The 19,144-nt window shown below is 62.3% G+C and carries 15 protein-coding genes and 1 pseudogene; 15 read left to right on the top strand and 1 reads right to left on the bottom strand.

Annotated features, from left to right (window positions below; all coding sequences use genetic code 11):
* Positions 1-43 precede the first annotated feature (43 nt).
* From ACFFNA_RS14455 to ACFFNA_RS14390, 14 genes are all read left to right on the top strand, one after another.
* A complete protein-coding gene (locus tag ACFFNA_RS14455) occupies positions 44-832 on the top strand; it encodes a FadR/GntR family transcriptional regulator (RefSeq protein ID WP_378919208.1) in 789 nt (262 codons plus the stop codon).
* A 292-nt stretch (positions 833-1,124) separates the two neighbouring features.
* Positions 1,125-1,835, top strand: coding sequence for an SDR family oxidoreductase (locus ACFFNA_RS14450; RefSeq protein ID WP_378919206.1), 711 nt, complete (start codon positions 1,125-1,127; stop codon positions 1,833-1,835).
* A gap of 11 nt (positions 1,836-1,846) precedes the next feature.
* Positions 1,847-2,596, top strand: a complete 750-nt coding sequence (locus ACFFNA_RS14445) for an SDR family NAD(P)-dependent oxidoreductase (protein WP_378919204.1) — start codon at positions 1,847-1,849, stop codon at positions 2,594-2,596.
* 81 nt (positions 2,597-2,677) lie between these two features.
* A complete protein-coding gene (locus ACFFNA_RS14440; protein WP_378919202.1) occupies positions 2,678-3,628 on the top strand; it encodes a LysR substrate-binding domain-containing protein in 951 nt (316 codons plus the stop codon).
* Between the two features lie 86 nt (positions 3,629-3,714).
* Positions 3,715-4,749 carry an amino acid ABC transporter substrate-binding protein gene (locus ACFFNA_RS14435; protein ID WP_378919200.1) on the top strand — a complete coding sequence of 345 codons (1,035 nt, stop codon included), beginning with the start codon at positions 3,715-3,717 and terminating at the stop codon, positions 4,747-4,749.
* 81 nt (positions 4,750-4,830) lie between these two features.
* Positions 4,831-5,994 (top strand): ABC transporter permease subunit, encoded by a 1,164-nt coding sequence (locus ACFFNA_RS14430; protein WP_378919198.1) that lies wholly within the window; start codon positions 4,831-4,833, stop codon positions 5,992-5,994.
* A gap of 3 nt (positions 5,995-5,997) precedes the next feature.
* Positions 5,998-7,077 (top strand): amino acid ABC transporter permease, encoded by a 1,080-nt coding sequence (locus ACFFNA_RS14425; RefSeq protein WP_378919196.1) that lies wholly within the window; start codon positions 5,998-6,000, stop codon positions 7,075-7,077.
* Positions 7,078-7,089: 12 nt separating this feature from the next.
* Complete coding sequence (locus tag ACFFNA_RS14420; protein ID WP_111543095.1) at positions 7,090-7,854, top strand: amino acid ABC transporter ATP-binding protein; 765 nt, start codon at positions 7,090-7,092, stop codon at positions 7,852-7,854.
* Positions 7,855-7,864: 10 nt separating this feature from the next.
* Complete coding sequence (locus ACFFNA_RS14415) at positions 7,865-9,304, top strand: FAD-binding oxidoreductase (RefSeq protein ID WP_378919194.1); 1,440 nt, start codon at positions 7,865-7,867, stop codon at positions 9,302-9,304.
* A 79-nt stretch (positions 9,305-9,383) separates the two neighbouring features.
* Positions 9,384-11,054, top strand: coding sequence for a thiamine pyrophosphate-binding protein (locus tag ACFFNA_RS14410; protein ID WP_378919192.1), 1,671 nt, complete (start codon positions 9,384-9,386; stop codon positions 11,052-11,054).
* Entirely contained in the window at positions 11,051-13,147 is a 2,097-nt protein-coding gene (locus ACFFNA_RS14405) for a hydantoinase/oxoprolinase family protein (RefSeq protein ID WP_378919190.1), read from the top strand. The genes ACFFNA_RS14410 and ACFFNA_RS14405 overlap by 4 nt, the downstream gene beginning before the upstream one ends.
* Positions 13,144-14,763: a hydantoinase B/oxoprolinase family protein gene (locus ACFFNA_RS14400; RefSeq protein WP_378919188.1), complete on the top strand. Its 1,620-nt coding sequence runs from the start codon at positions 13,144-13,146 to the stop codon at positions 14,761-14,763. Before ACFFNA_RS14405 ends, ACFFNA_RS14400 begins: the two co-directional genes overlap by 4 nt.
* Entirely contained in the window at positions 14,760-15,962 is a 1,203-nt protein-coding gene (locus ACFFNA_RS14395; RefSeq protein ID WP_378919186.1) for a pyridoxal phosphate-dependent aminotransferase, read from the top strand. The genes ACFFNA_RS14400 and ACFFNA_RS14395 overlap by 4 nt, the downstream gene beginning before the upstream one ends.
* Before the next feature lie 3 nt (positions 15,963-15,965).
* On the top strand, positions 15,966-16,778 hold the full coding sequence (locus ACFFNA_RS14390) for an NAD-dependent epimerase/dehydratase family protein (RefSeq protein ID WP_378919184.1): 813 nt from the start codon (positions 15,966-15,968) through the stop codon (positions 16,776-16,778).
* 224 nt (positions 16,779-17,002) lie between these two features.
* Here ACFFNA_RS14390 and ACFFNA_RS14385 read toward each other — a convergent pair whose 3' ends face one another.
* Positions 17,003-17,926, bottom strand: coding sequence for a LysR substrate-binding domain-containing protein (locus ACFFNA_RS14385; RefSeq protein ID WP_378919335.1), 924 nt, complete (start codon positions 17,924-17,926; stop codon positions 17,003-17,005).
* Positions 17,927-18,109: 183 nt separating this feature from the next.
* Here ACFFNA_RS14385 and ACFFNA_RS14380 point away from each other — a divergent pair.
* Positions 18,110-19,045 (top strand): annotated as a pseudogene (locus tag ACFFNA_RS14380) (oxidoreductase); the annotation flags it as partial.
* Between the last annotated feature and the right edge of the window lie 99 nt (positions 19,046-19,144).

Here is a 19,144-nt window from a genome sequence, read left to right as displayed (position 1 = left end):
TGTCGGTTCGGGCATCATCCCGAATCTGGCGAGAGGGAGACTGATGACGAAGCGCAAGCCGCTGTCCACCGTCGTGGCGGAGAGCCTGTCTGAAAAGATCCGTTCAGGATCGCTGCTGCCCGGTGCGCAATTGCCGACCGAGGCGGAGCTTTGCGCCGAATACGACGTCAGCCGCACGGTGGTGCGGGAAGCGGTGGCGCGGCTGCGCTCCGAAGGCCTGGTGGTGCCGCAGCAGGGACGCGGCATGTTCGTCAGCGAAACGCCGGCGCCACGCAATTTCTCGATACCCGACGAGGCGCTCAGAACCTTGCCGGAAACCATCGCCTTGCTCGAACTCAGACTGAGCGTCGAGGTGGAGTCCGCCGGGCTCTGCGCCGAACGGCGAAACGACGCGGAGGCGAGTGCTATCCGTGCCCTGATGGAACAGGTCGACGCTCAGCAGGCGGATCCCGCTATGGTCCAGATACACTACGACTACGACTTCCACCTGGCGATCGCCAAGGCGGCACGCAATGAATTCATCCATGGTTTCCTGAGTTACCTCAGGCCGATGATCGTTCCACGCTTTCAACTGGGCTACGTGGTTACGCCCGCACTCAAGGACAGCTACTACGCACGCATTCACAACGAGCACAAAACCATCGTCGACGCCATCGAAAGGCAGGACGGCCGCGCCGCGCGGCAGGCCATGCGCAAGCACCTGCACAACAGCCTCGGCCGCGTGCGCGCCTTAGCACGGGCTTCGGGTGTCGAGGCAACCGATGCGGAACAGAAGGCCGCCGCGGCCTCCCTCTTCACCGATCTGAAAAGGCCCGTCCCGACCGGCGGATAGGGCCTGGCGACTTCGATCATATAGCCGTTCGCCCGGAACCAAATTAGCCACGCATTGCGAAAGCCATGTTTTTGCTCCGCCGGCCAGCAGGGATCGTTTCCAGTGGGCAGATGGCACCACCTTCTCGCTGTTTCCTTGAGTTTGCGGCCTCCGCGACCGTACAAACCCCGCGAGAGATTTCGGAGGCAAGGCGATCTTTCGAAAGTTAATCTTTCCTTTTTGCTGGTTTTCTTGGTTTCGCGGCATCGGTCCAGGCCGCACACTGAAAACCAGGCAAACGGGAAAAGCCCACGTGACGACAGCCTTCATCACCGGAGCTACGAGTGGCATAGGGCGGGCCATAGCGATCGCATTGAGCGACGCTGGCTATGACGTCTATGCGGTCGGGCGCAGCCCGGCGGCGCTCAAGGAGCTGCAGGCCGAGCGGGCCAGCATCGTGCCGATCGCCGTCGACATCACCGACCGCGAGGCGCTGGAATCGGTTCTGGCGGATCTGACCATCGACGTGCTGATCAACAATGCCGGGATCATGCCGCCGCTGGGCAATTTTGCCGATATGACGATCGCCGATATCGACACCACGCTGGAGGTAAACCTCAGCGCGGCAATCCTGCTCACCCGCCTCGTTGTCCCGCGGATGCGCGAACGGCAGTCTGGCCACGTGTTGTTCACCGGCTCCACCGCGGGCCACGCTGCGTATTCCAACATTGCCGTCTATTCGGCCACCAAGGCGGCGATATCGGGCTTTGCCGCCGCGCTTCGCGCTGACCTTTCCCCATCAGGCATACGCGTCACCGAGATCGTCGCCGGCCGTGTCGAGACGCAGCTCTACAACGACATCCTAGACGCCGAGGCGCGCGCGGCCATGTACGCCGGCAAGGTGGTGCAGCCTGATGACGTGGCCAGGATGGTCGTCGCGGTACTCACCCTGCCCACATGGGCCGACGTTACCCGTTTCGACATCATGCCGACCTGGCCGACCTCGCCGAGCGGCACCAAGTAAGGAAAACTGGAATGAAGGATCTTTCCGTTCTGATCGTCGGTGGCGGCGCCGGCCTCGGTGCCCTTCTGGCCCGAATGGCTGTCGAGGCCGGGGCGGCAAAGATCGGCATCATCGACATCAACCAGGAAGCTGCCGAATCCGCGCTCGCACCGGCAAAGGCCAAGGGCCTGCCGACTGCGGCCGCTGCGTGCGACATTCAGGTCGGCGCTCAGTGCCACGCCGCCTTCGACGCCATCGTTGCCAAGCTCGGGCGCATCGACACATTGATCAATTGCGCCGCAATCTACCCGCGCCGCCCGATCCTCGAGATTTCCGACGCCGATTGGGATGCCTCCAATGGCATCAACATCAAAGGCACCTACCACATGATGGTGGCTGCCGTTCGCCACATGCAATCGCAGGAGCCGAAGAGCCATGTCCGCGGCCGCATCGTAAACCTGACTTCAGTCGACGCGTTCAAGGCGCATCCGCAGAACGCCCACTATGCGGCAACGAAGGCCGCGGTGGTCAGCCTTACCCGCTCCTTCGCTCATGACGTGGCAAAGCACGGGATCCTGGTGAATTCGGTAGCCCCGGCCGGCATGGCCACGGAGAAGGCAAAAGCCCTCGGCTTCCTCGAGGAACTGGCCAAGGCGAGCCCGCTCGGGCGTGGCGCCGAACCCACCGAGATTGCCGAGTGGGTGCTCATGACCGGTGGCCCGAAGAACACCTACATGACCGGAGAAAACATAATAGTTTCAGGTTGTTACATATATGCCTGAGCTGTTTCTGGCGCCGACGGCGACTGAATTGCAGCGGTGCACGATCAACCGAACCTCAAGCGAGAAGGAGCGAAATTTACAATGACCGGCAAGCTGCGCCTTCCGTCGCTCAATGCGCTTCGCGTTTTCCACGCCGTCGCGCAACACAAGAGCTTTCGGCAGGCGGCAGATGAATTGCTGGTCACGCCGCAGGCCGTCGGACAGCAGATCAAGCTTCTGGAGGATACGCTTCAGGTGACGCTGTTCGAGCGCAAGGGCCGGTCGGTCGAATTGACAGAGTCGGCCATCCTTCTCTCGCATTATGTCAAAGCCGGATTTGACGAGTTCTCGGAAGGCGTTCGCCGCGTCACCAAGTCGAACTACCGGGACCGCATCAACCTGAATGCGAGCCCTTACTTCGCGACCCACTATCTGCTGCCGCGGCTATCCCTATTCCGGGAGATATTGCCGGGCGCCGATCTGCGCCTGACGACGATGGTCGACCTGCCCGATTTCGGACGCGACGACATCGATATGACCGTCCAGTGGGGCTACGGCAATTGGCCGGACTACGAGACCACGCTGCTGGTGCCGGATCCGAAGGTCATTTGCTGCACTCCGGCCATCGGCGAGAAGATCAAGTCGGCGCAGGACCTGACACTGTTCACGTTGCTGGACACCGTCAAGTCGAAGCGACTTTGGCCAGACATTTTACGGCATCTTGCCGTCGAGCAGACGGATGGCAACCGAAGCATCAGCTTCGACGATGCGGCAACCATGCGCCGTGCAACCTTGCAAGGCATCGGCGTCGGTCTCGTTTCCGTCATCGACGCCGAGGAAGACCTGAGGTCGGGCGCGCTGGTCGCGCCAGTTGGCCGCGACGCCCTTGCTGATATGCGGCCGGAGGAGGTCCCTGGATTCTACCTGATCGTCCCGCGGGGGCACCTGCGCGTGAAGGCGGTCGCCGCCCTTCATCGATGGCTCGCCCAGCAGGACTGGGGAAGCGATCTGAAGATTTCCTCCCTGCCGAAACCGGCCCCGCTTTCCGACTAGGAGCGGCTTTGAGACCGAGTTCCGAAAGAAACGTTTCGGACCTCCAAAAACAAGAAACCAAACAACCTCAACAGTGGAGACGGAACATGAAAATGATGAAATGGGGGGCCGCTGCCATGGCCCTTGGCCTCGTGCATTTCTCGGCGACGGCCGAAGCGGCGGGCGGCAAGACGCTGGAGACCGTCAAGGCTCGCGGCGTGCTCAATTGCACCGGCCATGACGGATCCTATCTCGGCTTCGCCGAAGTCGACGACAAGGGCAACTGGAAGGGCATGGACATCGACCTCTGCCGGGCGGTGGCCACGGCCGTCTTCGGCGATCCGGCAAAGCTGAAGATCGTGCCAATCAGCTGGGCCCAGCGCTGGCCATCTCTTCAGTCGGGCGATGTCGACATCATCATCAAGGCATCAGGCGGCACGCTCAGCCGCGACACTGAGCTCGGGTTGCAATTCTCCACCTCCTATTACCTCGGCACGACCAAGGTGATGGCGCACAAGGAGCTCAATCTCAAGTCGCTCAAGGACGCCGCCGGCGGCACGATCTGCATTCCCGCCGGGACGTCGCAGGAACAGCAGGTCGCGGCCTATACGGCCAAGCTTGGCATTAAGCTCGAGCCCGTGCTGATTGAAAAGACGGAGGAGCTGGAGCAAGCCTATTTCTCAGGGCGCTGCGATCTCTATGCGCAGTGGGGGCCGACTCTGGCCATTGCGCGCATCGCCAAGGGCAAGGTCGAAGACCATGTCATCCTGCCTGACGTGCTCGCCGTCGAGCCTGAAGTCATGATCATGCGGCAAGGCGACGACAATTGGGTCGACATCGCCAACTGGACGCTCAGCACCCTGATCTTCGCCGAGCAGGAAGGCATCACGTCCAAGAACGTCGACGAGATCAAGGCCAAGCCGACTTCGCCGCAAGTCGCCAAATTCCTCGGCGTCACGCCAGGCATGGGCAAGGGTCTCGGTCTCGATGACGACTGGGCCTACAAGGTGATCAAGAACGTCGGCAATTACGGCGAAATCTTCGATCGCGATCTCGGCAAGGACTCGCCCTACAAGATGGACCGCGAACTGACCAACCTGTGGAACAATGGCGGTGTCCTGTTCCCGCTGGTGATCGACTGATCCGTTCTTAACGCATCCCGCTCCAAGCCCCGCCCGGCTTCTGCCGGGCGGGGCCGGCGACAATTCGGGAAGGATCTTGGGATGGTCAGCCTGCTGAGAAATCAAAAGGTCCGCAACGCGGTGTTGCAGGTCCTGTTTGTCGGCTCGATCGCCGCGCTGGTGCTTGCCGGTATCGTGATCGCTCGCCGGAACCTGGCCGCGCAAGGGATCACCTCCGGATTCGACTTCCTGTTCAAGTCGACGGGTTGGGATGTCAATTTCTCGCTGCTGCCCGCCACGGCCAACGATCCCTATTGGTGGTACTTCCTCATCGGCATCATCAACACGCTGTTTCTGGGCAGCGTCGGCCTGATGCTGGCGACGATCGTCGGAACGATCGTGGGTCTGGCGCGGACGTCCTCGAACGACTTGGCGCGGCTGCTCGGCCGCACCTATGTGGACATCTTCCGAAACATCCCACTGATCCTCCAGGTCTTCTTCTGGTACGCGATCATCACGCATCTGCCGACGCCGCGCAGCGCGCATGAAGCCTGGGGCTTTCTGCTCACCAGCCGGGGGCTCTACATCCCGTTTCCCAATGTCAGCAATGCGGCGTTTGCCGCAGCCACATTGGCTGTGGTCGCGGCCATCGTGCTGCCGACCTGGCTGGGCAGGACGTCGCGCCTTAGCCAACCAATTGGTCAGCGGCGCGCCATCCAATTTACCGCCGCGGCAGCGGCACTTGCCAGCGCGGCTATCAGTCTGGCCGTTGGACGTTTGCCGGATCTGCCGCTGCTGGACTTCCCGGCACTGCAAGGGCTCAATTTGAGAGGCGGCCTGCGCATTCCACCGGAGTTCGCCACACTCGCCATCGCCATCGCGATCTATGGCGGCTCCTACATCGCGGAGATCGTACGCGGAGGCTTCAAGTCTGTCGGCAAGGGTCAGGTCGAGGCAGCGCTTTCCCTGGGCCTCAGTCCCTGGCGGGTCTTCACGCTGGTGCGGCTCCCGCTGGCGCTGCGCGCCATGCTGCCGATCCTCGCCAACCAGTACGTCTGGCTGATGAAGGCGACCACGATGGGCATCGCGGTGGGCTTCACCGACTTCTTCATGATCGTGGCGCTGACGATCAACCATTCCGGCCAGACCCTCGAAGCGATCGGCATCCTGATGGCGGGTTTCCTTGCCATCAACCTAAGCCTTGCCGCCGTCTTCAATCGCATCAACAAAGCAATCGCCCTCAAGGGCAATCAACTGAGGGGTTGAGAAATGGAGATGGTCGTTGTCGCTCCGCCCGCTCCCGGCAGGCTCGAGGATTTGAGGCGACGCTTCTTTGCGACGCCGCTTCAGGCAGTTTTGTCGCTGGCTTGCCTGACGATCATGGTCTTCCTGGCCTGGAAGCTCCTGAACTGGGCGGTTTTCTCAGCTGTCTTCACGACCAGCGGCGGGCCGGAAGCCTGCCAGGCGGCAGCGGGAGCCTGCTGGTCGGTCATTGCTGCCAGATGGCGGATCATCTTCTTCGGCCTCTATCCCTATGAAGAACAATGGCGCTCGGCCCTGGCCTGTGTGGTCGTGGTGGTCATGACGGTGTTGAGCTGCATCCCGGCATTCTGGACGGGCCGTCGAATTGCGCTCGTATGGGGCGCTGGAACGGCCCTTTTCTACGTGTTGATGAAAGGCGGCGTGCTTGGCCTCGCCCATGTCGGCGAGGAAGCGTGGGGAGGACTGGCGCTCACCCTCTTCATCTTCGTGACGACCTGCCTGGTCGGCTTCCCGCTGGCGATCTGCCTGGCTTTGCTGCGCCGGTCGGAGCTGCCCTGGATTTCGCGCACCACCGGCCTCATCATCGACGGGGTCCGCTCGCTTCCGCTGATATCGATCCTCTTTACATTTGCAGTGGTTTTGCCGTTCGCGCTGCCGCAATGGCTGCAGGGCGACAAGCTGTACCGGGTGATCCTGGGCTCGGCCCTGTTCTTCTCCGCCTATCAGGCGGAGATCGTGCGCGGCGGCATGCAGGGCGTTCCGACAGGACAGGAGGAGGCTGCCATGGCGCTTGGCATGCGCTATTGGCAACGCATCGGCCGCATCCTTCTGCCGCAGGCCATGCGCAACGCGCTGCCGGCCACCATCAACCAGTTCGTCATCTCGTTCAAGGAGACCTCACTGGTGATCATCGTTGGCTTCTTCGAGATACTGGCTTCCGGCAATGCCGCTTACGGAACCGGCGAATGGCGCTTCGCCTATGTCGAGGTCTACGCCTTCATCGCCTTCATCTACTTCGTCTTCGTCTTTAGCCTGTCCCGCTATGGGGCCTTTCTCGAGCGCCGCATGTCGATCAGCGAACGGTAAGGAAGCGCGCAAGTGATATCAGGCAATTCGACCGAACCCGGTGGGCCGGCGCTCCGCATCGAAAACCTCGATAAGTACTACGGTACTTTCCACGCGCTGCGGAGGGTAAACCTTGCCGTGGAGCGGGGAGAGAGGATCGTCGTCTGCGGACCCTCCGGATCCGGCAAGTCCACCATGATCCGCTGCATCAACCGCCTCGAGCAGCACAATGGCGGCCGGATCGCCGTACTCGGCACCGAACTCAACGACGACGTCGGCAACATCGACGAGATCAGGCGCGAGGTCGGAATGGTGTTCCAGCATTTCAACCTGTTTCCGCACATGACGGTGCTGGAGAATTGCATGCTTTCCCCCATGATCGTGCGCAAGCAGCCGCGAGCGCAAGCCGAGGCAACGGCCCGGCGCTATCTGGAAAAGGTGCGCATTCCCGAGCAGGCCATGAAATATCCCGGCCAACTGTCCGGTGGTCAGCAGCAGCGGGTTGCGATAGCGCGCGCTCTTTGCATGCAGCCGCAAATCATGTTGTTCGACGAGCCGACCTCGGCCCTCGATCCGGAAATGGTCTCCGAGGTGCTGGACGTCATGGTTACGCTGGCCTCCGAAGGCATGACGATGATCTGCGTGACCCACGAGATGGGCTTTGCGCGCCGCGTGGCGGACCGGGTCATCTTCATGGACAGCGGCGAGATCGTTGAGGAGGCGCCGCCGGAAACCTTTTTCACCACGCCGCGGAACGAGCGGACGCGCCAGTTCCTGTCGCAAGTGCTTGACCATTGATGGGGTCGACATGACTGATCCTGCCGCCGCGCTGGCCCAAATGCTCGGCCCGAAAGGCTGGCTTTCGGGAGAAGAGGCCGAGCCCTATCGCCAGGACTGGCTGAAGCGCTACGGCATCGCGCCGCTTGGCGTGGCCCGGCCGATCAGCACGGCGCAGGTCGCCGAAATTGTGACGCTCTGCTGCGACGCAGGGATGAACGTGGTGCCGCAGGGAGGCAATACCGGGCTGTGCGGCGGCGCCGTCGTCGAACGAGCCGGAGGCATCATCCTGTCGCTTTCGCGCATGGCGGCGATCGGCGAGCCTGATGCGGCAAGCGGCTCGGTTGTCGTCGATGCTGGCGTCATCCTGTCCGCGCTGCATGATGCGCTGGCGCCGCATGGCCTGGTCTTTCCCATGCATCTGGGTGCCGAAGGGAGCGCGCGGATCGGCGGGCTGATCGGCACCAATGCCGGCGGCAGCCATGCGCTGCGCCATGGCGTGATGCAGGACCTCGTCCTCGGCCTGGAGGTCGTGCTGCCTGACGGCTCCATCTGGAACGGATTGCGGGCGGTGCTGAAGGACAATGCCGGCTATCAACTGCGCAAGCTGTTTTGCGGCGCGGAGGGCACGCTGGGCGTCGTCACGCGTGCGGTCCTGAAGCTCTCTCCAGCGCCCAGGCAGCGGGCGACGGCGCTTATCACCTTGGGCGACAGCGCCGCCGCGGTTGCCTTCGGCACGTATCTGCGGGGGGAGGCGGGTGAATTCCTGACCGGTCTTGAATTCTTCTGCGATTTCGGACTTTCGCTTGCCTTGAAGCATCTGCCCGGGCTGAGCTTCCCGTTGGAAAGCCGGGGCGATGTCCATGTGCTGGTGGAACTGACGTCAAGCTCCACGCGCGTGCCGCTGGATGAAATACTGGCGTCGGCTCTGGAATGGGGGATGGAGCGAGGGCTGATCCTGGACGGGGCGCTGGCCATGTCGGACGCGCAGCGAGCCCATTTCTGGCGTCTGCGGGAAGAACAGCCGGAGGGCCAGCGGCTGGAGGGCGAGCAGCTCAAGCACGACATCTCCGTGCCGGTCGGCCGCATCGCCGAGTTCATCGACAAGGGGCAGGCGCTCTGCCAGGGCATACTGCCGGGCGTGCGCATCAATCCCTTCGGCCATCTGGGCGACGGCAACATCCACTACAATTTGTCTCCGCCGGTAGGTCGTGCCGATTTCGACTGCAAGGCGACGGAGATCGCACAGGCGCTGGCGGCGCTCGCCACCGAGATGAACGGCAGCTTCGCCGCTGAGCATGGCCTCGGCCGGGCAAAGATCGCATTGGCCGACCGCAATCGCAGTCCCGTCGAACGGGACCTGATGGCCCGGCTGAAACATGCCCTCGATCCGCTGAACACAATGAACCCCGGCGTCATCGTCGCGAACCCGTCGAGAAAGAAAAACTTTCCAATGAATGGGATTTCTTGATTTCGCCGCGAGGCCCCAAAGTGCAGGTTCGGCTGCAATCAGCCTTGGCGTTTCGCCCGGGCCAACAAGAAGTGGATGGATGATGCGCAATGGGGGCCAGCTTCTTGTCGAGTGCCTGATGGCGCTCGGTGCAAGCAAGAGCTTCGGCGTGCCGGGGGAAAGCTACCTGGCCGTGCTGGATGCGCTGCACGACACGGCCGGAAGGCTGGACTATGTGCTGTGCCGAAATGAAGGCGGTGCTGCGTTCATGGCCTCGGCCTATGGCAAGTTGACGGGCTCTCCGGGCATCTGTTTCGTGACGCGCGGGCCGGGCGTTGCCAATGCGTCCATCGGCGTGCACACGGCCATGCAGGACAGTTCGCCGATGCTTCTGTTCGTCGGCCAGGTCGGCACCGACATGCGCGGCCGCGAGGCGTTTCAGGAAATCGACTATCGCGCCGTGTTCGGCACGATGGCGAAATGGGCGGTGGAGATCGACGATGTCGAGCGCCTGCCGGAAATCGTTGCGCGGGCCTGGACGACGGCGCTGACCGGGCGGCCCGGCCCGGTCGTGATCGCCTTGCCGGAGGACATGCTGACGACGCTGACCGATGTTGCCGCACTCAGCGGACCGGCCAGGGTTTTCGAGGCGGCTGCCGACGCCGATGCGCTGGCCGAGGCCCGGTCGATGCTTGCCGCATCCCGCAGGCCGGTCATCCTGATCGGCGGCGCCAACTGGTCGGCGCAAGGGCGCGCCGCGCTCCAGGCTTTCGCAGAATCCTCCGACATTCCGGTGGTCGCGGCGTTTCGCTTCCAGGATCAGTTCGACAATGGCTCGCCAGTCTTCGTCGGCGAGGCGGGCGTCGGCATGGTTCCCCATGTCAAGAAACTGATCCGCGACGCCGACGTCATCCTGGCGATCAATGTGCGCTTTGGCGAGATGACCACGGACGGCTACACGCTGCTGTCCGTGCCCGAGCCGAAGCAGAAGTTGATCCATGTCCACGGGTCGGATCGCGAGATCGGCAAGATCTATGTGCCTTCGCTCGGCATCCATGCCGGACCGAACGCCTTCGCCAAAGCGCTGTCGCCGGTGAAGGGCGACTGGGCCGAGTGGCGGTCACAGGCGCGCCAAAGCTACGAAGGCACGTTCACGGCGCCAGCCCAGCCTGGCCCCGTCGACATGGTCGAGGTCAGCCGCTGGTTGCGCGAGACGCTGCCCGACGACGTCATCCTGACCAATGGCGCCGGCAATTTCACCGTCTGGCCAAACAAGTTCTTCAAATTCGGCCCAAAGGCACGGCTGCTTGCGCCGCAATCCGGCGCCATGGGCTACGGCCTGCCGGCGGCAATCGCGGCCAAGGTTGCGTGTCCCGGCCGCACCGTGGTCTGCTTTGCAGGCGACGGCGATTTCCAGATGAACTGCCAGGAACTGGGAACGGCGATGCAGGCCGGCGCGCAGCCGATTGTGCTGATCCTGAACAATGGCATCTACGGCACCATCCGCGCCCATCAGGAGCGGCACTATCCGGCGCGCGTGTCGGGAACCACGATCGAAAATCCGGATTTCGTAGGCATCGCCCGGGCCTACGGCTTCCACGCCGAGCGGGTCGGCGCGACCGTTGATTTCGCCGGCGCTTTCGGCAGGGCGCTCGCGTCGACGACCGGCGCAGTCCTGGAGCTGGATATTTCCCCGGAAGCCCTCACGCCGCGCCAGACCCTGTCCCAGATGCGCGAAGCAGCGCTCGCTTCGCAGAAGGCCAACGTATGACCAGTACGGCAAATGACATCCGTCTCGGCGCGGATATCGGCGGCACCTTCACCGATATCGCGCTCGATGTGCGTGGCACGATCTTCTCGACCAAGATCCTGACCAACTATGCCGCGCCCGAGCAGGCGATCCTCGACGGCATCGAGATCGTCGTGCGCGACGCCGGCATTTCGCTGGCGGACGTCGACATCGTGATCCACGGCACCACGCTGGCGACGAACGCGCTTATCGAGCGCCGTGGCGCGAAGACCGCACTGGTCACGACCGAAGGTTTTCGCGACGTGATCGAGATGCGCACGGAGAACCGCTTCGAGCAGTATGATCTGAATCTCCAACTGCCGCCGCCGCTGATCCCGCGCGAGGACCGCTTTACGGTCAAGGGCCGGATCGGAGCCCAGGGCCAGGAACTGCAGCCGCTCGACGAAGCAGCGCTGGAAGATATCGCCGGACGGATTGCGGCCGGCGGTTTCGGCTCGGTGGCGATCGGTTTCATCCACTCCTACGCCAACCCGGCTCACGAGCTCCGAGCCCGCGAAATTCTCGCCCGGAAGCTGAACATTCCGATTTCGGTCAGCGCTGAAGTATCGCCGCAGATGCGTGAGTTCGAGCGCTTCAACACGGTCTGTGCCAACGCCTATGTGCGACCGCAGATGGCGGACTATCTCGCCCGCCTGCAGATACGCCTGAAGGAAATGGGCGCCGCATGCCCGGTTTTCATGATCCATTCCGGCGGCGGCCTGATCTCGGTGGAAACCGCCTCGGAATTCCCCGTGCGGCTGGTCGAGTCCGGTCCGGCGGGCGGCGCAATCTTTGCCGCCGACATCGCCAGGCGCTTCGGCCTGGAGAAGGTCGTATCCTATGACATGGGCGGCACGACCGCCAAGATATGCCTGATCGAGGACTATGTGCCGCGCACGGCCCGGACCTTCGAGGTCGCGCGCACCTATCGCTTCTGCAAGGGCTCCGGGATGCCGATCTCCATCCCGGTGATCGAGATGATCGAGATCGGCGCCGGCGGCGGCTCCATCGCCTGGGTAGACGCCATGGGCCGCATCCAGACCGGACCGGAAAGTGCTGGATCAGAGCCGGGCCCGGCCTGCTATGGCCGCGGCGGTAAGCGTCCGGCGATCACCGACGCCGATCTGGTGCTTGGCAAGCTCGATCCCGACAATTTCGCCGGCGGCGCCATCCGGCTCGACACGTCCGCATCCGAACTGGCCATCCTGCGCGACCTGGGCGAGCGCCTGTCGCTCGATGCCATGTCGACGGCCTTCGGCATCTGCGAGGTGGTCGACGAGAACATGGCCAATGCCGCTCGCGTCCATGCCGTCGAGAACGGAAAGAACATTTCCGACAATTTGATGATCGCCTTCGGCGGCGCGGCACCGCTTCACGCGGCAAGGCTCTGCGAAAAACTCGGCATCGACCGGTGCATCGTTCCCAAGGGCGCGGGCGTCGGATCGGCGATCGGCTTCCTCAAGGCTCCCTTCGGCTACGAGGCTCTGGCGTCCAGGCTCACGCGGCTCTCGCAATTCAAGCCTGCCGAGATCAACGCCTTGCTTGGCGAGCTCAAGGCTTCGGCCGAGGGCTTCGTGCGGACCGGCGCCAGCGGCACGATCGTCTGCGAAATCACCGCCTTCATGCGCTACGCCGGTCAGGGCTGGGAGATCCCCGTGGCGCTGCAGGACACGCCGTTCGGCGACGATGCCGCCACCAGCCTCAAGGATCTGTTCGAGGCGAACTACCAACGCTTCTTCGGTCGCGCCATCGAAGGGCTCGACGGGCTGGAAGTCGAGATCGTCACCTGGTCGGTCAAGGCCACGGATGTTCGACCCACCGCCGCCCGGCACGATCTGACGACGGGCCACCGCACCAATGAGCCGGCCACGACCCGAGCGGTATTCGATCCGGCCAGCGGCGAACCGCGGACCTATGGCATCGTCGAACGAGAACTGCTCTGCGCCGGCGATCGCGTGGCAGGCCCGGTGGTCATCGTCGAGCGCGAGACCTCCACCGTCGTCACCACAAGCTTCGACGCCGTTATCCAGAGCGACGGTGCCATCCTTCTGATCCGCAAAGGCAGCCAAGCATGAGCGACATTGGCGAAATCCGCATGCAGGTCATGTGGAACAGGTTGATCTCGGTGGTCGAGGAGCAGGCGCTCACCCTGCTGCGCACGGCCTTCTCGACCTCCGTGCGCGAGTCCGGCGATCTGTCGGCGGGCGTGTTCGATCCCAGCGGCCAGATGCTGGCACAGGCGGTCACCGGCACACCCGGCCATGTCAACACCATGGCCGAGGCGGTGCTGCATTTCATGAACGAAATCCCGCGCGACAATATGTTCGAGGCAGATACCTACGTCACCAACGATCCGTGGCTGGGCACCGGCCACCTGCACGACATCACCATGGTATCGCCGTCGTTTCTGAACGGCGAACTCGTGGCATTCTTCGCCTGTACTGCCCATGTGGTCGATGTCGGCGGACGCGGCTTTGGCGCCGACGCCAAGTCTGTCTACGAGGAAGGCATCCAGATCCCGATCATGAAGTTCGCGGAGAAGGGCAAGGTCAATCTCGACCTCGTCAGGATCCTGCGTGCCAATGTCCGCGAGCCGAACCAGGTCGTCGGCGATTTCTATTCCCTGGCCGCCTGCAACGAAGTCGGCCATCGACGCCTTGTCGACATGATGAAGGAGATCGGCCTGACGTCTCTGGACGGGCTCGGCGACTTCATCTTCTCGCGAACCCGCGACGCCATGTCCGAACGCATCAAGGCGCTGCCGAAGGGAAGCTGGTCCAACGAGCTGGTGACTGATGGTTACGACAAGCCGGTGAAGCTTGCGGCAGCTGTTACGGTTCGCGAGGACGGCGTCGAAGTCGATTTCACCGGCACCGACCCGATGAGCCGGTGGGGCATCAACTGCCCGATCATCTACAGCAAGGCCTACGCCTGCTACGCCCTGAAGTGCGTGGTGGCGCCCGACATCCCGAACAATGCCGCCTCGCTTGCCTTTTTCACTGTGTCGTCGCCGGTCAATATCCTGAATGCCGTGCGGCCGGCGCCCGTGGCGCTGCGGCACATCTTCGGCCACATGGTTCCCGACCTCGTGCTTGGAGCGATTTCCAAGGCGTTGCCCGGGACGATCCTTTCAGAAGGTGCCGGCGCGCTGTGGAACATCCATATCTCGGTGCGGCCGGTCGCCGGCGGTTTGGGCCGTCGCGCCGAAGTGCTGATGTTCAACTCCGGCGGCATGGGCGCGCGCCCTGGACTCGACGGACTGTCGGCGACGGCCTTCCCCTCCGGCGTTCATACAATGCCGATCGAAGCGACGGAGCATACCGGTCCGATCGTCATCTGGCGCAAGGAGTTGCGCCCCAATTCCGGCGGCGACGGCGAATTCCGCGGCGGTCTTGGACAGATTCTCGAGATCGCGGCGACCGAAGGCCACGAGTTCGATTTCTCGGCCATGTTCGACCGCGTCAAGCACCCTGCCCACGGACGCAACGGTGGAAAGGCCGGCATCGCGGGCGTGGTCAAGCTGGACGATGGTACTCATATGCGGCCCAAGGGATGGCAGCACGTTCCAGCCGGCCGTCGGTTGATACTGGAATTGCCGGGCGGCGGCGGCTATGGCGACCCGGCCAAACGCAGTGCCGAGGCGAAGGCGCAGGATCAATCCAGGGGGTATGTTACGGAGGACGGCAAATGAGCTACATCTCCTCGCGCCTGTCCGTGGTCAAGCCGTCGGCTTCGATGGCGGCCTCGCAAGCCGCCAAGGCACTGAGGGCCAAAGGCGTCGACGTCATCGACCTTGGCCTTGGAGAACCTGATTTTCCGACGCCTGCCCACATCATCGAAGCGGCCTATGCGGCCGCCAAGGCGGGCCAAACCCTCTATACCGCCGCGGCCGGCACGCCGGAAGTGCGCGAGGCTGCGGCCGGGAAGTTCAGGCGCGAGAACGCGCTGGACTATACGGCCGACGACATCGTCGTGGCCAACGGCGCAAAGCAGATCATCTTCAACGCGCTGATGGCCACGCTGGAACCCGGCGACGAGGCCATCCTGCCCGCACCCTATTTCGTGTCCTATCCCGAGATGGTGAAGCTGCTTGGCGGCACGCCAGTCACGGTCGAATGCCCGGAAAGCGGCGGCTTCAGGCTGACGCCCGAGCTTTTGGAAAAAGCGATCACGCCGAGGACCAAATGGCTGTTCCTGAACATGCCCGGCAATCCGTCCGGCGCTGTCTACTCGGCCGACGATCTCAAGGCTCTTGGGGCGGTCCTCGCCAGGCATCCGCAGGTGCTGGTGCTGTCCGACGAGATCTATGAGCACATCATCTTCGATGGTCGCGAATTCGTATCCTTCGGCAAGGCTTGCCCGCAACTGAAGGACCGAAGCCTCATCGTCAACGGCGTGGCCAAGGCCTATGCGATGACCGGCTGGCGTGTTGGCTACGCCGCCGGCCCGACACCACTCGTCAAGGCGATGGCGACGATTCAAAGTCAGTCGGTCACTTCGGTCTGCTCGATCGCCCAGGTGGCGACGGTCGCGGCGCTGAACGGCCCGCAGGACGAGGTGGCCCGTTTCCGCAAGGCATTCGAGGCGCGCAGAAATTTGGTGGTCGATGGCATCAGGCGCATCAACGGCCTGACCCTTCCACCGCCGGAAGGCGCCTTCTATGCCTATATCGGCTGTGCCAGCCTGATCGGCCGCAAGACACCCAAAGGCGTCGTTCTGGAGGACGATACGGCGGTGGCGACCTATCTCCTGAACGAAGGCCGCGTGGCATCGGTGCCGGGAGCTGCCTATGGGCTTTCACCGTATTTCCGCATCTCCACCGCCACCAGCGAGGAGGTGCTTGCCGAGGCGATCGCGCGGATCAATGCCGCCGTCGCGCAAGTGGAGTAGATCATGCCCCATTACGAACGCATCCTGATCACCGGCGCCGCCGGCCGGCTCGGCTCGGAACTGCGAAAGGGGCTGGTGCCACTGGCAGGAACGATCCGCGTAGCAGGCCGCGAGCCGTTCGGCGACCTTGCCGCGCACGAGGAAGAGGCGATCTTCGATCTCGCCGACATGGAGGCGACAATTGCCGCCACCAAGGACTGCGACGCGATCGTGCATTTCGGCGGCGCGCCGCTTGAATGCGCCTGGCAAACGATCCTGGATTCCAGTATTCGCGGCTCCTATCACATCTATGAAGGCGCGCGGAAGCATGGCGTGAAGCGCGTCATCTATGCTTCCTCAGTGCATGCCATCGGCTACCATGAAGTCGAAGCCCATATCGGCGTCGACGCGCCAGTGCGCCCCGACAGTCTCTACGGCGTGTCGAAGAACTTCGTCGAGAGCCTGAGCCGGCTCTACTGGGACAAGTTCGGCATCGAGACGGCGTGCCTGCGCATCTTCTCGTCCTTTCCCGAACCGGCCGACCGCCGCATGTTGTGGTCATACCTTTCCTTCGCCGACTGCGTGCGCTTGGTCGAGGCTTCGCTGACCGCGCCGCGTGTCGGCCACACGATCTCCTTCGGCATCTCCGACAACAAGCTGAAGATGGTCGACAACAGCGGCGCGAACCATCTGGGGTTCATCCCGCAAGACAGTGCCGAGCCATTCCGTGCTGCCGTCGAGGCGAAAACACCCGTTCCCGATCCGACAAAGCCATCGGTGAAGTATCTCGGCGGCTGGTTCTGCGAACTCGGCCACCCGGACGACAAGCCGGCATAAAGGTCAAAAGCGCGTCGCGTCGAAACGGATTCATGCGACGCGCTTTAAGTCTTTGTTTGTATGCATGTCGTTGTCTCAAAACCGGGGCCACTTTTGAGCGACATGCATAAGTAGCGGGACAACCAGCCGCCGCTCGGTTGTAAACTCCGCGCACTACCGGCTCATTTCGCATGCCAGCACCTGATCAGAACGTGAAGCGCCCTTCGTGCCGAAAAGTAGAAAAATCAATGCTCTTGCGAGTCCATTCTATCTCCTGCCTTAGTTGGCAGCTGGTTCTCATCGAACTGTCGGACTTGCTCGGTCAACCAATCACGAAATAGGGCGATGTGACGTCGACGCGACGAATTATAGACGGAAACCGAGTAGAAATATCGGCCTGTGGTTACAACATTAGGATGAGCCAGGACAGTAAGACCGCTGGCAAGCGATCGGTCGATCACCGGTCTCGTTCCCAAAGAGATACCCTCACCATTTTCCGAAGCCCTCAAAGCCAACAGTGAATCGTTCACCTTCAGGGTTGTGGGTAGGCTTAGTGGAACGGAGATCCCGCTTGCCCTGAACCATTCGCCCCAACCAAGGCGATATCGGTGTGCGTCCACGTAGTGAACGAGTCTGTGTTCGAGAAGGTCACTAGGCAGGGTGATAGGACCATACCGTTGCAAGTATTCTGGACTGCAGATGCAGTTTATGGTCTCGCGCCACAGGCGCGACGTTTCGTATCCTGGCCAATTTCCATCTCCAATTCGGATGTGTAAATCTATGCCATCGGCCGTTAGATCGGGATCGCGGTCGGTGCACCGGAGATCTATTATCAAGGTTGGGTCATGTTCGCGTAGTAGAGGGAGTCGCGGCAGCAGCCATTCGTTGGCCATTACTGTGGATGTACTGACGACCACCACATTTCGCTGAGGCGCCCCCGAAATCTCGTCGACGGTGTCGGCTATAGCAGTGAGGCTTCCCGATACGGAAGCGAACAATCTCTGTCCGTGTGATGTGAGCTTTAAGGCGCGTCGCTCCCTGACGAACAACAACTGAGCAAGGCTTGCTTCCAATTGCCGAATTCCGTGGCTCACGGCAGGCTGAGTAATCGAAAGTTCTTCCGCGGCTTTCGAGAAGTTCAGATGCCGCGCAGAGGCCTCGAACACCATCAAGCTGTGAAGCGAGGGGAGTGTCCGCCTGAGCGAGGAACGACGTTGATTACTCATACAACCATAAACAGAATTAGCCTTTACGTGGCAGGCCCCATCCGAGAACCTCACGATGAACCCCAACCCTAAGCCGTCTCAGCGCTTACGGGAATAGGTCAACATCGGTTATGGAAGTCATTCCGCATGACCAACGACCCGTTGCTTCAGCCCTTTCAACTGAAGCACCTGCACCTGCGCAACCGGCTTCTCTCCACCGCGCACGAGCCCTCGTACACCGAAGATGGTTTCCCGAAGGAACGCTACCGTCTGTACCATTCGGAAAAGGCCAAGGGCGGGATTGCCATGACGATGATCGGAGGGTCCTCCGTCGTCGCGCCTGACAGTCCTCAGGCCTTCGGCAACATCACGCTTTACAAGGACGAATGCGTCCGCTGGCTGCGCGAATTGGCAGATGATGTCCATGACAAGGGTGCAGCCGTGATGATCCAGATCACGCACCTCGGCAGCCGAACGAATTGGAACAAGGCCGACTGGCTGCCGGTCGTCGCGCCGTCACCGATACCCGAGCCGGCTCATCGCGCATATCCGAAGGCTATGGAGGACTGGGATATTGAGCGGATTGTCACCGCATACGCAGACTGTGCCGAAAAGGTAAAAGCAGCGGGTTTGGACGGACTGGAACTCGAGGGTGCGTCTCATATCATCGCTCAATCTTGGTCACCCAGAACGAACCGTCGCGAAGACGAGTATGGTGGCTCACTCGACAACCGTATGCGGTTGGTCATGCGGATATTGTCTGCCGTTCGCGAGCGGGTGGGTCAGGATTTCGTCGTCGGCGTCCGGGCCGTTTGCGACGAAGAGTGGGATAGCGGCCTGGAGCCAACAGAAGGTATCGAGATCGCCCGACGCCTAAGCGCTTCCGGATTGATAGATTTCATCAATGTCATTCGAGGACATGCAGCCACTGATGCAGGCCTGAGCAACGTCATTCCCAGCATGGGTGCTCGGTCGGCACCGCATCTGGATTTCGCCGGCGTGGTGCGAAGCGAGGCGCGTATACCAACTTTCCATGCGGCACGAATTCAGGATGTTGCGACAGCACGGCATGCAATATCTAGCCCGTCTTATTCATGAGCGCGATTGCGCGTTTGCCGCCAGCGAGCCGGCGCGGATGGTTGAGGCGGCTTTTTCACCGCGACTTGGGCTGGACTTGTTGAA

Origin of the sequence: Mesorhizobium kowhaii, from assembly GCF_042431665.1 — a bacterium.
In the GTDB taxonomy this organism is placed as follows: domain Bacteria; phylum Pseudomonadota; class Alphaproteobacteria; order Rhizobiales; family Rhizobiaceae; genus Mesorhizobium; species Mesorhizobium kowhaii.
Note: the sequence above shows the minus strand (reverse complement) of the source record. Positions and strands in the feature narration are given on the sequence as shown.